Raw genomic sequence first — 11,598 nt, 5'->3', positions numbered from 1 at the left:
CCCCAAGTAGACCCGAAAAATACTCGCTCATTGGGAAACAATCAAAACCCTCAGCTTGATTCCATATACGGCGCGGGTATGCTCGAAAGCTACTATTTGGCCAGCTCGCTGTCTACGTTCGACTCATTCTTGCTGCCTGCACCGCGTTGGCTCTAACCGAATTCTGTCGTTGCCCACCGGCAGCTATTGGCCGACATCGGTCGCTTGCCGATGTCCGCTTCTGGCCGAAAGCAGTCCTTCATGAATAGCTGCTCAATATCGGCTGAAACTGGCCCCCCCCCCCCGATTTCGCACCTGTTTAACCCTTTCCAAACCCACTAAATCTCTTTGTGGCGTCATCCCCCAATGATGTTAAACGCGGTAGCGGCCAACACCTCCCCATTAACCATCACTTTCACCCCATGTCCCCCAGCAAAATGCTTGCGCGTCGTAAAATCCTTAATCACCTGGCGCCGTCCCACCACTGCACTCCCAAACCCCGGCAACACCACCGTCTTCAGCTTGAAGACCTTCCCCGAAACCCCGCCATGCGCCTTCACATAGTCAATCGCATAATCAATCACCAACCGCTGCTCTTCAGCCACCGTCGACTTCACCACAAATGACAACGTAATCGCTTCCCCCAGTCTCACCACCGCCGGCTCAACCTTCACATCCAGCAGCTCAACCTCTGGCTTTCCCCCGGCCCCAATCACCGTCAACGCACGCAGATCTCCCTGCTTGATCAGACTCCGCAACGCATGCTTTGCAATCCACGCCGTGTGTTTGTTTTCCAGCGACCAGCCTTCGATCGTGTCGAGCACCCACTCGGGATGCACCTTCGTCACGTCATTCAAGTGATTCGCCACGGACTTGCGCACGTACAGACTCTCATCCGCCTTCAACCGGTCCAGTATCCCGGCGGCCAACTGCGGATCCGCCTGCACCGCTTCCAGCCGAAACGACCACGGCAGGCGAGGGCGGCTGCCTTCGCTGGCGAGGCGGCGGACGTGGTGGTTTTCGTCCTGGGTCCAGTCGTGCATCTGTTCCAGCGAACGCTCCAGATCACTGCGCAAAAAATGGCGGATGGCGAATTCGGAGGAGCCGAAGGTGGTGAAGTATTTCAGGGTTTCCATGGAGGTATCGAATGCGTGGCCGCCGTAGCTGGCGACGTAGTGCGGCAGGCACATGCTGACGAATCCACTGTTCAGTCGTGGTGCGAGTTCGCGCAGCACATCGAGGGAATCTTCGTAGTCCAGCGGCAGCACAGCGTGCAGGCTTTCGCTGACGCGGGCCATGCGTTGCATGACGGACAGGTCGGCGAGTCCGTCATTGGCGTGTTTCAAAAACGCCTTGGCCTTAAACGCCGGGTACACGGCGCTCATTTCTGTGGCGATGTGTTGCAAACGCTCGGTGTTAAAGATCTCTTTCAGTGCCGGTGCCGCGGTTTCAGGTGCGCTCATGATCAGGTCATCGGCGTGCTGACGAACGCTTCAAGCGTTTCAGCGTAGGCAGTGTATTGGGCGATACGCGGATAGCGCGCCACATCGATCTGGTCGGGGACGACGAGGTCGGTGAAGCTCCAGGCGACGGCGAGGCTGATGCCGGCCTGGGTGAGCGTGCCGTCGGTGGGTAAGCCGGTTTTTTCGAGTTCGTGTTCGAGGGCGGTGAAGGCGGCGGCGAGTTGGCCTTCGACGCGCTCGACCCACGGTTGGTATTGGATGTCGGCCGGGCGCAGGTTGCGTTCGTAGTAGAGCTGCACGGCTTTTTCGCAGGCGGCGAGGCTGAGGCCGATCAGGCGCAGGGCTTGGGCGCGCTGGCTCAAGTCTTTCGGCAGCAGGCTTTTGCCGGAGGCGGTTTCGAGGTAGTCGAGGATGAGGGTCGAATCCATGAGGACGACGCCGTCGTCGAGGATCAGGGTGGGCGCCTTGACCACCGGGTTGATCTGCTGGAATTGCTCGAAGTGGCGGAACACCGAGACTGACTCGTGTTCGAGGTCGATCCCTAGGCGTTTGGCGGAGATCGCCACGCGGCGCACGTAAGGGGAGTCCAGCATGCCGATCAGTTTCATGACGCGTTCCTTCAAGTCAAACCGGTGGGGTAGGCATAACCTAGCCGAGGTTGAAGGAATTGTCAGTCGTCGAATCCGGCTTGTTCGTGAATCTCATCGACATTCAATTCCAGTCGATAGGCTACGGCCACAAACAATGCCTGGCACAAACACAACGTCGCACTCAACGAACGAAAGGCCAGCGCACTGCCTTCATTGACCAACAACACGCTGTTCGCGCGTTTGGCCAGTGGCGAGAGGTGGCTGTCGGTGAGGATCAGGGTGTTGGCCTGTTGTTCGCGGGCGTGGCGCAGGCAGTGTCGGGTTTCCTTGGCGTAGGGGGTGAAGCTGATGGCGATGACCAGGTCGCCTTCGCGGACGCTGCGCATTTGTTCGCGGTAGCTGCCGCCGAGGCCGGAGACGAGGTGGATGCGCTTCTGAGTGTGTTGCAAGTTGTAAACGAGATAGTCGGCGACGGCGAAGGAGCGGCGCACGCCGACGACATAGATGTTGTCGGCGTTGACGATCAGGTCGACGGCTTTTTCGAAGGCAATGTCGTCGAGTTCGCGACCCAGGCGTTCGATGCCGCTGAGGGTCGCGTCGATGCATTCGCGGGCGAGGTCGCCGTCGCTGGCTTTCTGCGACTGGTTGGCGATCATGTTGCGGATGCGTTGCTGATAGTTCTGCACTGGCGAGGCTTTGTGGGTGTAGGCGGTGCGGAACAGCGCCTGCATTTCACTGAAGCCGCTGAAGCCGAAACGCTGGGAGAAGCGCACGATGGCAGACGGGTGGACTTCGCATTCGCGGGCGATGTCGCTGATGCGGTCGACCATGATCCGCTCGCTCTGCTGGCTCATGTAGCTGGCAATGCGCTTGAGCTGGCGCGGCAGGGTTTCGTATTCTTCGGTGATCAGTTGCAGCAGACGCTCGGCAGTGATCGGGGGGCTGGCGAGGGTAGGCTCGTCGGTGGCCGGCAGATCGGGGCGGGGCATAAGTCATCCTTCTGGCTGATCGATAACGCTGTGGCGAGGTGTGGCTGATGTTAGTGGTGGTTTACCGGGTCTGCTTGGCTGAAACGATGCACTGGCAGGCGAAAAAATCGCGATCAAACGCAGCTTGGTTAGCCGTTTGTCTTCTATATACAGCCGCTCGACTGAATTTCTTGCTATAAACGCACTCCGATAACCGCAATGAAGCCTGTGTCAGAGCCTTTTCCGGGCCTTGTCGGACAAATTCCCAGTATTTAGAGTTGCTGATGCCCGAAACGGGCCTTAGACTGCCGCCCCTCGTAAATTGAGTGCCGGGTGGCATTTGCAATAAACGATGCCTTTTCGTCGACCGGACACGGTTCGCCGGAACGCTCCCTATTTCGCCTTAATGCACGTTTTTTTATAGAGATATCAATGACAAAGGACAAGTTGCTGGCCATGCCGGCAGATGACTACATGAATGCTGAGCAACACGCTTTCTTCGCAGAGCTGTTGCAGAACATGAAAGTCGAAACCCACGAGCGCATTGAGCAAAACCGTATCGCCATCGAGAGCCTGGACACCCCGGCTGATCCGGCGGACGCGGCTTCGGTTGAAGAAGAGCGCACCTGGCTGGTCAACGCGATCGATCGCGACCAGCGCATGCTGCCGCAACTGGAACAAGCCCTTGAGCGCATCAAGGAAGACAGTTTTGGCTGGTGCGATGACAGCGGCGAGGCCATTGGCCTGAAGCGCCTGCTGATCAGCCCGACCACCAAGTACTGCATCGAAGCTCAAGAGCGTCACGAGCAGATCGATAAGCACCAGCGTCAGGCCTGATTCCTGAGGCGACCCGCCGATTGCGGGTCGTTCTGAAAAGATCGCAGCCTTCGGCAACTCCTACATGGGGTTGCAGGGGCTGCGATCTTTGTTTTTGCTCGTCTGCGATTCCCCGATTGTTTCATTGACCTGACTCAGACCCCGCGACTAACGGACCATAGATAATGGCGTTGTAGTGGCGTTTAATGCAGTCACAATAATGAGAACAAGCGTGGGGTGTTGATATGACGAGAGATGGATCTCTGGTTGGGGCTTTGCCTGCACCAGTGCTTTTGCCGAAAAACCGCTGGATCGCACCGACCCTGCAAAGCATCGCCCTGATGCTGTTGTTGGCCGGCATGACGCTGGGTGAGTGGTCGCTTTACGTTGGCATGCCCTTGGCGGTGCTGATTGTCTGGCTGCCGCGCCTGCGCTCCCGAACCGTCCCCGATGCACCGCCTGCCGACACCGGCAGCGCCATGTCCGAACTGACTCGCGACCTTTCCTACACCACCAGCCATAACGCGTTGTCGGCGGCCGGCGTGGCGTTTTCGGTCAAGGAGCTGGCGAGCAAACTCGAATCGCAACTCGATGCCGCGGCACGGATTGTCAGCAACGCCGAGGTGATGATCGCCACCGAACACGCGACTTCGCAGCTCAGCCGCGATGCACTTGCAGCCGCCAGCGAGGCACATCACAGCAGTGCGGCGGGGCGTACCGAATTGATCGATTCGATCTCGCGCATGCATCAGCTCAGTCAGCGCGCCAATGCCAGTCGTGAATTGATCGAAGCCTTGAGCCTGCGCAGCGATGACATTCAACGTGTGACTTTGGTGATCCAGTCGATTGCCAGCCAGACCAATCTGTTGGCGTTGAACGCGGCGATTGAAGCGGCGCGGGCTGGCGAGCATGGTCGCGGGTTTGCGGTGGTGGCTGATGAGGTGCGCGGATTGGCGGCGCGGACGGCGTCGGCGACTGGCGAAGTGGGCGAGATGGTCGCCGACATTCAGCGGCGCACCGCGCAAGTGGTGGAGCAGATTCGTGAGTTGTCGAGCGACTTGCACACCGGCGTCGAACAGGTCGAGCACACTGGCCAGCACTTGGAGAACATCGCGCGGCTGGCGGCCGGGGTGGAAAGTCAGGTCGGTGAAATCGCCCGTGGTGCCGAGACCAATCGCGAGCAGCTCGACAGTCTGTTCAAGGCCATCGAGCAGATGCGCAGCGATCTGGCGATCAGCGATCAACAGACCCGCCGCCTCGCCGAAGCGGCGGTGCAGATGGAAGGTCAGGCGGAAACCATCAGCGAGCGTCTGGCCGAAGTCGGTCTGGATGACTATCACCAGCGCATCTATGATCTGGCGCGCGAAGGGGCGAGTCAGATTGCGGCGCGTTTCGAGGCGGATGTCGAGCAAGGACGGATCAGTCTCGAAGATCTGTTCGACCGCCAGTATCAGGCAATCGCGAATACTCAACCGACCAAGTATCAAACCCGATTCGACCGTTATACCGATCAGGTTCTGCCGGCAATTCAGGAACCGTTGTTGCCGCGTCACGAAGGTCTGGTGTTCGCCATTGCCTGCACGCAGCAGGGGTATGTGCCGACGCACAATCAGGTGTTCAGCCAGGCACTGACTGGCGATGCGCAGGTCGATGCGGTCAACAACCGGACTAAACGCAAGTTCGCCGACCGCACCGGGATTCGCTGTGGCAGCCATCAGCAACCGGTGTTGTTGCAGACCTACACGCGTGACACCGGCGAACTGATGCACGACCTGTCAGTGCCGATCACGATAAAGGGCCGACACTGGGGCGGTCTGCGTTTGGGCTATAAACCGGAAAGTCCGCGCTGATCGATTGTTACGTTTGGTGCAATGAATCTGTGCACGAGGGTTGCTGTTTCCGCTGTGGCGAAATCATTAACATGCCCGCTTAGTTAGGTAGCTAATGAATTTCGGAGGTCCGCATGCAATGCAGGGTTGATGTTGCCGTGATGATCGGCAGTGGCGTGCCCCCCGGTTTGCGCGCGATGGGGCAAAGCGTTTGCTGGGTGGTTTTGCTCAACGGTGAGCGCCGTGGCACCGCGTTTGCCAGTCGCGATGAGGCCGAGGAGTGCAGGGCTGCGTGGCTCGCGCAGTTGAAGGCGGAGGTTGGCGACAGCCTGCACTGATCGGGTCACTTGCCGTCGTGCAGGCGTACGTTCAGTTCATCGAAGACAATTGCCCTGTCGTCGTCTTTGCCAATCCACTCTTCAAGTGTCTGTTTTTGAGCTTCCGTCCAGAAATGCGCGTCAACCAATTTGGTGTTGGCGTCCAGCGGATGCTGTTCGATGAAGTCGTCGATTTGCGTGTCCTCTGAAGGCAGACCCAACTGATCGAACAGGGTTTTCAGATTGTATGTTTCCAGATCCATCGTGTGCTCCTTTTGCGCCCGCCGGGATGGCGTAGTCGACACTCTCTCTATCTGAGGCAGCCGCTGGCCAGGAGTTCGATTTGTAATTCGAGTGAGCGGGCGAGTGCGCATGCCTCGTTATGATTCTCGCGGAAACCTCTTACACGGCCTGTCGACTTTTCTTTGATGTGAAAGAAGGCGTTACCTGCAGGTACCACCTGAAAGCGTGGTGTCTGGCCGTTTGATACGGATTCCGGCAGATCTTCCATACCGGTGATATGCAGGATCACAGGCGATTTGAGTCGGGCGTCAGCGGTCATGGCGAAATGAGTCAGAGTGCACATATGAAGTCCTTTTCATCAGTTGGCCGATATTTACAGGCCGTTGTGGGTAGTCTTAATGAGCATCGCTGCTCTAGAATCGCCAGTACCTGTTGACGACAGCGCTTATCTAAAGCAATTTTTCGCAAGCGATATGTCGGAAAAGAGCTTTTTTTCGTGAGAATTTTCCCTAAAGTTCGTAGTCAACTTTCTCTCATGGCGGGCGAGGATTTTTCCTTCAGGCTTTGGCGACATTGGAGTGGGTTTCGCGAGTGACAATCCAGTAGTCTTACGAACCTCGCGTTGAACGAGCGCTCTGCTCCGTTCGGGTTTTTATTTGAGTCAATTGGCAGTGCCATCGGCCTGGCCGTTTTTTGCCGTGCGCGTTTCCCGTGTGCGGTTTTTCAGATGTGGGGATGTTTCTTTGGCAGTCAGTAATCTCGATATGCATGCTTTGTTCGTGCTGGGTGATTTGCGTGCAAAGCTGGTCAAGCAGTTCCAATCGCGTTTTGTTTACATCACCGAGCAAAGCGCTGAAGGCATTTACGTTGCCGAGATCGACACGCAAAGTGCGTTGGTGGTCGATGACAAACCAGGGCTTAAGCTCAAGGTCGGCGATCACTTCAGTGCAGCAGTCTTGCCCAGCCGTGAAGGTGGCAAGCTGGATATCCGCTTTCGTGAAATTAAACTCACGGTTTATGGGCTTGGCGATTACGCCTTCGTTGATACCGCTGATGGTCATGCAATCCTGTTCAAGGAAGGTCACAGCGTGGTGACCGTGTTCGCCGCCAATGAGCAATTGCAGGAAGGCCTGACCAAGACCCTGAAAGCCGTCACTGGCAAAGCCGCGAAATGGCGCAAGGGCGAATTGGTGACCTTCAAGGCCAGCGAGTGATCGGCGGTTTGAGTCGCGCCGATTTTCATTCGCAGAACATCGACAATGCGCGTGATGAGGCCGGGCGATTGTTCGCGCTGAAGGCCGAGCTGCAAGGCGCGTGGCTGGGATGGGTGGCCTCGCAGATCTATGCGTTGCGTCCAGCGGAGTACGCCAGCATGGTCAGACGCGAGCTGCAAAGCTTGCAGGAAAAGTCTGAAAGCTAACCTCGTCTGGGGCCAGGCCCTGAAAAAGCAGGAACCTCGTCTACAGTCAGTTGACTGAGTATTCAGAGGCTTGCGGTCTTCTGTCAGGCCATCCTGCCATTGCTGTGAACAGCACGAGGTGCAATGCATGAACGGATTTCGACGGTTATTGGCCGCCAGCGTGGCGACATTCGGCTTGCTGACGTCAGCGCAATCGGCGATGGCGGCGCAGGCGCCGATCCATTTCGCTGACCTGAATTGGGAAAGTGGCAGCCTGATCACCGATGTCTTGCGGATCATCGTCGAGAAGGGCTACGGATTGCCAACCGACACCTTGCCGGGCACCACCATTACCCTGGAAACCGCGCTGGCCAACAATGACATACAGGTCATAGGTGAAGAGTGGGCGGGGCGCAGCCCGGTGTGGGTCAAGGCTGAGGCCGAAGGCAAAGTCGTGAGTCTGGGCGATACGGTCAAAGGCGCCACCGAAGGCTGGTGGGTGCCGGAATACGTGATCAAGGGTGATCCGGCCAAGGGCATCAAGCCGCTGGCACCGGACTTGCGCAGTGTCAGTGATCTGAAAAAATACAAGGACGTGTTCAAGGACCCGGAAAACCCGAGCAAGGGGCGTTTCCTCAACAGCCCGATTGGCTGGACTTCAGAAGTGGTCAACAAGCAGAAACTCACGGCTTACGGTTTGCAGGACGACTTCACCAATTTCCGCAGCGGCTCGGGTGCTGCGCTCGACGCCGAGATCAGTTCTTCCATTCGTCGGGGTAAGCCGGTGCTGTTCTATTACTGGTCGCCGACGCCGTTGCTCGGCAAGTTCAAACTGGTGCAGCTCGAAGAGCCGCCGTTTGATGCCGAGGCCTGGAAGACGTTGACTGACGCCGATAATCCCAACCCGAAACCGACCCGTTCGCTGGCGTCGAAACTGTCGATTGGGGTGTCTACGCCGTTCCAGAAGCAGTATCCGCAGATTGCCGAATTCTTCAGCAAGGTTGATTTCCCGATTGATGCGCTGAACAAGGCGTTGGCCGACATGAGCGAGAAGCACACCGCACCGCGTCAGGCGGCTGAAGCGTTCATGAAGGCGCATCCGGATGTGTGGCAGGCGTGGTTGCCGAAGGATGTGGCGGATAAGGTTTCGGCCAGCCTGCAATAAATCCTGATCCTGATCCTGATCCTGATCCTGATCCTGATGCTGATGCTGATGCTGATTCTGTAGGAGCTGCCGCAGGCTGCGATCTTTTGATCTGGCCTTTGGAAGGACAAAGTCAAAAGATCGCAGCCTGCGGCAGCTCCTACAGTGAGTAGCGTTTTCGGTTAGAACCTGGTTTGTACGGCCAACTCGAAGGTACGCGGAGTACCCAGGTAATACGCCGGCGATACATGCGCAAACTCGGCATACACCTCATTCGTCAAATTACGCACCCGACCGGTGACGGTGGTGTGCGAATCGACCTTGTAACTGAGGAAGCTGCCGAACAGCGTGTACGACGGCACGGTCATCGTGTTTGCGCTGTCGGCAAACACCGATGCGACGTATCGCGCATCGACCCCACCTTGCCATTGCGGCGAAAAATCATAAGTCAGCCAGAGATTGCCAACCCGGTCCGGGACATTGGTGGGCGTGTTGCCCTTGCGCGAATCCACGGCTCCCGCGGCGTTTTTTTCGGTGAAGTCATCGTACTGCGCGTCAACCCAGGCGAAATTGCCCTCGGCCAGCAGTCTGTCTGTAATGCGCAACGAGCTGGCAATCTCGATGCCTTTTGACGTCTGCTGACCCACAGGAATACTGCTGGTCGGGTCGAGTGGATCGGTGACGGCGAAGTCTTTTCGCTCAATCGTGTAAGCCGCCACGGTCGCCGAGCCTCGCCCGTTCAGGTAGTCGAACTTGCTGCCGATTTCCCATTGTTTGCCGGTCGAGACGTCGAAGTCCTGCGTGCCATTGGGTTGCTCGGCCGCGGTGCTATATTGCGCGTAGACGTTGGCCGAAGGGGTGAACTGGTAAGTCAGGCCCGCACGCCCCGTGACAGGCTCCCAACTGCGCTTGAGGTGCCTGGGATTGGCGGCGGTCACGACGCGGTGGTTGGTCACGTCGAGATCGATGTCGTCATAACGCAGACCGGTGAGCAGCGACAGTTTGTCGGTCAACGCCAAGCGGTTTTCCAAGAACAGCGCTTTGGTGGTGACCTCGTTGGTCTTGTCACTGATCAGCTCGGGGTTGGTGCCGGGAATGTCGTAGAAATACCCAGGACGATAGTGGTTCGGGTTTACCGTGCTCGCGCCTTTTATGTTGAGCGGCGAGTTGGTGGTTTGGTTGACCTTGTACTCGAAACCGCCGGACCACGTCGTATCAAGTCCCAACAAAGTGTTGTCGTGGCGCAGTTCGAACTGGTTGCCGTTCTGTTCGCCTTGGTGCCGCACCTGATACGCCGTCGAACGATTCACTGCCGAGTTGTCGGCGTTGTATTGGTAGGTTTCGAGATTGCGGTAATCGCGTTTGCTGTCGAGGTGATACAGCGTGTTGCGCAGGGTGGTGGTGTCGTTGATCCGGTAGTCGATGATCGACCGCACCCAGATTGTCCGCTGTTCGTAGCGCCCGTCCTCGACGTTGTAGTTGTTGAAGCGGTTGTGTTTATCGATCTTCAACTCGCCGGCCTTGGGGTTGAGTACCGGCGTGCCCCAGTAGGGACTGTCTTCATGCTCGTCCTGATACTCCAGGGCCAGGGTATGCGACAGGTTTGGTGTGAGATCGCTGAGTAACGAAAACGCCACGCTCCAGGCATCGCGCTCCTGTCGGTCGATGTAGCCATTGCTGGTGTTGTGGCTGACGTCCAGGCGCGCGTAGTGCTGCACCTCGCTGCCTGGATCGGTCAGCGCATGGTTGAGGCCGAACGCGGTTTCGCTGGTGTCGTAGGTGCCGTAACTGACCCGGCCTTCAACAGCCTGTTCATCGCGGGTCGCCAGTTTGGTCACGTAGTTCAACGAGCCGCCGACCGAGCCTGCGCCATTGATCAGCGACGACGGGCCGCCGACCAACTCCACCCGGTCATAGATCCACGCATCGACAGGGCGGGCGAGGCCGCCGGAAACGTTGATGCCGTTGAACATCTGGGTGATCTGGCTGCTGGTGAAGCCGCGGTAGGAGACGAATCCGCCGAAGCCTGGCGGTGCGCTGGCATTGACGCCGGGCAGGGTGTTGGCGGCGTCCTGGAAGTTCTGCGCGCCGTGGCGCTCGATGTCGTTGCGATTGGCGATGGCCACCGAGGCGGGTGTGTCGCGCAGGCTCAAGCCGAGCCGCGAAGCCATGCCGCTGGACTGGTCGAGGCTCAGGCCCGGTTCGCTGCCGGATTCGCCATCAATGGTGATTGGCGCCAGTTCCACGGTGGATTGCGCCCAGACGTTAACGGACAGGCAGCCGCACAGGCTCGCCAGCAAAGTGAGTTGTTTCATCATTGAATCCTGAATGCATGTCTAGGAGTCAGCGCACAGGCAAACGCCGCGCGTTGGCGCAGTGGGCTGACAAATCAAAAAGGCAGGAACACTCAGGCGAGCGGTGGGGCGCGTGGGTTGGCCGATGGCCAGGTAAGGCGGGCAGGGAGGTCGGCGCTGGCGATGGGCGCCAGCGGCGGGCTGTGTTGTTCTGGAAGGATCGCCAGGGTCAGGCTGGAGTTGAACGCCGGGCCCATGCCGCCACCGACAGAGCACAGCGGACAGCCGAAGGCTTTGGACAGCGTCGGCAGTTGTTCTTCGCCGGGATTGGAGGCCTGCGGCGCTTGAGTCGCCGGGTCGACTGTACAGAACTGGCCGCCGATGCCGTTGAGCTGCATGCCGACCATTTGCCCGTGACCGATGCTGCAGGCGAACACGTTGAACAGGACGCAGCAATAGAGCATCCAGGCCAGCAGTGATCGATCGGAACGGGAGAATTTCATGGGGCGGCACTTTACCGTACCGCTGATCGGTCGTGCACTTGAAAAAAATGCGA

13 protein-coding genes are annotated in these 11,598 nt (G+C 58.2%); 6 read left to right on the top strand and 7 right to left on the bottom strand.

What is annotated here, in order from left to right; translation table 11 throughout:
* Window positions 1-335 precede the first annotated feature (335 nt).
* The 3 genes from ACA061_RS15630 to ACA061_RS15620 form a co-directional block, all read right to left on the bottom strand.
* Window positions 336-1,442, bottom strand: coding sequence for a DNA alkylation repair protein (locus tag ACA061_RS15630; protein ID WP_497299566.1), 1,107 nt, complete (start codon window positions 1,440-1,442; stop codon window positions 336-338).
* A 2-nt stretch (window positions 1,443-1,444) separates the two neighbouring features.
* Window positions 1,445-2,050, bottom strand: coding sequence for a glutathione S-transferase (locus ACA061_RS15625; RefSeq protein ID WP_395598482.1), 606 nt, complete (start codon window positions 2,048-2,050; stop codon window positions 1,445-1,447).
* A gap of 62 nt (window positions 2,051-2,112) precedes the next feature.
* The gene (locus tag ACA061_RS15620) at window positions 2,113-3,021 is read right to left on the bottom strand and encodes a MurR/RpiR family transcriptional regulator (RefSeq protein ID WP_497299565.1); all 909 of its coding nucleotides are present in this window, start codon (window positions 3,019-3,021) and stop codon (window positions 2,113-2,115) included.
* Window positions 3,022-3,432: 411 nt separating this feature from the next.
* Here ACA061_RS15620 and ACA061_RS15615 point away from each other — a divergent pair, with 411 nt between their 5' ends.
* The 3 genes from ACA061_RS15615 to ACA061_RS15605 all read left to right on the top strand — a co-directional run bounded on the left by ACA061_RS15615 (window position 3,433) and on the right by ACA061_RS15605 (window position 5,983).
* Entirely contained in the window at window positions 3,433-3,837 is a 405-nt protein-coding gene (locus ACA061_RS15615; RefSeq protein ID WP_047301757.1) for a TraR/DksA family transcriptional regulator, read from the top strand.
* 224 nt (window positions 3,838-4,061) lie between these two features.
* Window positions 4,062-5,666 (top strand): methyl-accepting chemotaxis protein, encoded by a 1,605-nt coding sequence (locus ACA061_RS15610; RefSeq protein ID WP_497299564.1) that lies wholly within the window; start codon window positions 4,062-4,064, stop codon window positions 5,664-5,666.
* Window positions 5,667-5,779: 113 nt separating this feature from the next.
* Window positions 5,780-5,983 (top strand): hypothetical protein, encoded by a 204-nt coding sequence (locus ACA061_RS15605; RefSeq protein ID WP_210552959.1) that lies wholly within the window; start codon window positions 5,780-5,782, stop codon window positions 5,981-5,983.
* A gap of 5 nt (window positions 5,984-5,988) precedes the next feature.
* Here the strand turns inward: ACA061_RS15605 and ACA061_RS15600 are convergent, their stop codons facing one another.
* Both ACA061_RS15600 and ACA061_RS15595 read right to left on the bottom strand, forming a co-directional pair.
* Window positions 5,989-6,225 (bottom strand): DUF2789 family protein, encoded by a 237-nt coding sequence (locus tag ACA061_RS15600; protein WP_210552958.1) that lies wholly within the window; start codon window positions 6,223-6,225, stop codon window positions 5,989-5,991.
* Between the two features lie 47 nt (window positions 6,226-6,272).
* Complete coding sequence (locus ACA061_RS15595; RefSeq protein ID WP_150615345.1) at window positions 6,273-6,548, bottom strand: hypothetical protein; 276 nt, start codon at window positions 6,546-6,548, stop codon at window positions 6,273-6,275.
* A gap of 400 nt (window positions 6,549-6,948) precedes the next feature.
* Here ACA061_RS15595 and ACA061_RS15590 point away from each other — a divergent pair, with 400 nt between their 5' ends.
* The 3 genes from ACA061_RS15590 to ACA061_RS15580 all read left to right on the top strand — a co-directional run bounded on the left by ACA061_RS15590 (window position 6,949) and on the right by ACA061_RS15580 (window position 8,769).
* Window positions 6,949-7,419 (top strand): hypothetical protein, encoded by a 471-nt coding sequence (locus ACA061_RS15590; protein WP_497299563.1) that lies wholly within the window; start codon window positions 6,949-6,951, stop codon window positions 7,417-7,419.
* Between the two features lie 8 nt (window positions 7,420-7,427).
* The gene (locus ACA061_RS15585) at window positions 7,428-7,625 is read left to right on the top strand and encodes a hypothetical protein (RefSeq protein WP_150602814.1); all 198 of its coding nucleotides are present in this window, start codon (window positions 7,428-7,430) and stop codon (window positions 7,623-7,625) included.
* A 127-nt stretch (window positions 7,626-7,752) separates the two neighbouring features.
* Window positions 7,753-8,769, top strand: a complete 1,017-nt coding sequence (locus tag ACA061_RS15580) for an ABC transporter substrate-binding protein (RefSeq protein ID WP_497299562.1) — start codon at window positions 7,753-7,755, stop codon at window positions 8,767-8,769.
* 161 nt (window positions 8,770-8,930) lie between these two features.
* On the opposite strand, the gene ACA061_RS15575 is transcribed toward ACA061_RS15580, so the two are convergent.
* Entirely contained in the window at window positions 8,931-11,063 is a 2,133-nt protein-coding gene (locus ACA061_RS15575; RefSeq protein ID WP_497299561.1) for a TonB-dependent receptor, read from the bottom strand.
* A gap of 92 nt (window positions 11,064-11,155) precedes the next feature.
* Window positions 11,156-11,545, bottom strand: coding sequence for a DUF2946 domain-containing protein (locus ACA061_RS15570; RefSeq protein WP_210552954.1), 390 nt, complete (start codon window positions 11,543-11,545; stop codon window positions 11,156-11,158).
* Window positions 11,546-11,598 lie beyond the last annotated feature (53 nt).

It is taken from the genome of Pseudomonas sp. LBUM1668 (genome assembly GCF_059695715.1).
The sequence above is the reverse complement of the archived record's forward strand: the minus strand, read 5'-3'. Positions and strand labels throughout refer to the sequence as shown.

What these genes read in the sequence shown, in the direction of transcription:
- ACA061_RS15630 (WP_497299566.1), bottom strand. Translation starts at nt 1,442, where the DNA reads ATGAGCGCACCTGAAACCGCGGCACCGGCACTGAAAGAGATCTTTAAC.
- ACA061_RS15625 (WP_395598482.1), bottom strand. Translation starts at nt 2,050, where the DNA reads ATGAAACTGATCGGCATGCTGGACTCCCCTTACGTGCGCCGCGTGGCG.
- ACA061_RS15620 (WP_497299565.1), bottom strand. Translation starts at nt 3,021, where the DNA reads ATGCCCCGCCCCGATCTGCCGGCCACCGACGAGCCTACCCTCGCCAGC.
- ACA061_RS15615 (WP_047301757.1), top strand. Translation starts at nt 3,433, where the DNA reads ATGACAAAGGACAAGTTGCTGGCCATGCCGGCAGATGACTACATGAAT.
- ACA061_RS15610 (WP_497299564.1), top strand. Translation starts at nt 4,062, where the DNA reads ATGACGAGAGATGGATCTCTGGTTGGGGCTTTGCCTGCACCAGTGCTT.
- ACA061_RS15605 (WP_210552959.1), top strand. Translation starts at nt 5,780, where the DNA reads ATGCAATGCAGGGTTGATGTTGCCGTGATGATCGGCAGTGGCGTGCCC.
- ACA061_RS15600 (WP_210552958.1), bottom strand. Translation starts at nt 6,225, where the DNA reads ATGGATCTGGAAACATACAATCTGAAAACCCTGTTCGATCAGTTGGGT.
- ACA061_RS15595 (WP_150615345.1), bottom strand. Translation starts at nt 6,548, where the DNA reads ATGTGCACTCTGACTCATTTCGCCATGACCGCTGACGCCCGACTCAAA.
- ACA061_RS15580 (WP_497299562.1), top strand. Translation starts at nt 7,753, where the DNA reads ATGAACGGATTTCGACGGTTATTGGCCGCCAGCGTGGCGACATTCGGC.
- ACA061_RS15575 (WP_497299561.1), bottom strand. Translation starts at nt 11,063, where the DNA reads ATGAAACAACTCACTTTGCTGGCGAGCCTGTGCGGCTGCCTGTCCGTT.
- ACA061_RS15570 (WP_210552954.1), bottom strand. Translation starts at nt 11,545, where the DNA reads ATGAAATTCTCCCGTTCCGATCGATCACTGCTGGCCTGGATGCTCTAT.